The organism is Streptomyces sp. NPDC057654, from assembly GCF_042800135.1.
In the GTDB taxonomy this organism is placed as follows: domain Bacteria; phylum Actinomycetota; class Actinomycetes; order Streptomycetales; family Streptomycetaceae; genus Streptomyces.
The window spans coordinates 1-1190 of record NZ_JBHVHQ010001441.1; the positions used below are offsets into that span (position 1 = coordinate 1).

General features: G+C 74.4%; 1 protein-coding gene. It reads right to left on the reverse strand.

The genetic code is table 11. The annotated features are described in order from the left end of the window. Window positions 1-81 precede the first annotated feature (81 nt). The coding region (locus tag ACFU99_RS44215; RefSeq protein WP_384404524.1) for an FAD-dependent oxidoreductase at window positions 82-1190 on the reverse strand (1109 nt) is incomplete at its 5' end.

The following is a 1190-nucleotide window of genomic DNA, read 5'->3' on the forward strand; positions in this document are numbered from 1 at the left end:
CCCCCGTGGTGAGGGCCGCTTCGGCGGCCCCGGCCTGCTCCAGGGGCGGCGGGTCGGGGCGGCGGGTGTCCCGTGGCGGCGTCACAGCAGCCCCGAGGCGAGCACTTCGCGGGCCGCTCGGGCGCCCGATGCCAGGGCGCCCTGCACCGAGCCGGTGGCGCGGTGGTCGCCGCACACGTACAGCCTGTCCTCGATCCTGCCGGCACGGGACAGCGGCCAGGGCGGGGCCATGGCGGGCAGCGCGCCGTGGACGGTGCGGTGGTCGATCTCCTCCCATCCGGAGGTGTCGGTCTCGTACGCCTCGGCGAGGGCCTCGCGCAGCGCGACGGCGCCTTGGGGGGTGTGGGCGCCGAGCACCGACGCGGAGACCAGCGCGTGGCCGTGGGACGCGTAGCCGGGAACCACCTGACTCGGCACGCAGGTGTTGAGGAAGCGGCGCCGGGAGTCCAGCAGCAGCGCGGGTTCGCCGAGCGGGGGCCTGGGCGCCGCGTAGGAGTACGTGCAGACGGTCCGCGTCGGCGGCACGGCCAGCCGCGGCACCAGGCGTGCCGCCGCTCGCGCGTCGGCGGCGACGACCACAGCGGACGCGTCCAGCTCTCCGCCTTCGTCCAACAGCACGCCGGTCGGGGTCAGTTCTCGCACCGGGCTGTCGAACCGTACGGTCTTCGGCGGGAGTTTCGACGCCAGGTGTTCGGGTACGGAGCCGATTCCCGCGGCGGGCAGGGTGACGGTCCCCCGTAGGAAGCTCCGCCAGACCATGTGGAACACGCGGCTCGACGTCTCCAGAGCGTCGTCGAGGAACACCCCGGACAGAAACGGGTGCAGGAAGTTCTCCAGCAGGTCGCCCGCGATGCCGTAGCGGCCGAGCTCCTCGGCCGTCGTGCGTTCGGTACGGGCCCTGAGCGCACGCGTGGGGGACAGGGCCGCCAGGAGCGACAGGGCGGCGAGCCCCGCGCCGTCGCGTGCCGAGTGCCGTTCCTGGCGGGCGAGCCGGGGGAGGTCGCGGGGGCGGCGCGTGGGGTCGCTGTAGCGGAGCCGACCGTTCGGCGTGTGGGTCAGGACGGCGGGAGCGAAGGGGCGCAGCCGCAGCGCGCGCAGCTCTGTCCGGCGCCTCAGCTGCGGATAGGAGGTGTTGAGCACCTGGAACCCGCGGTCGATCAGGAAGCCGTCCCTGCGGTCCGTACACATAC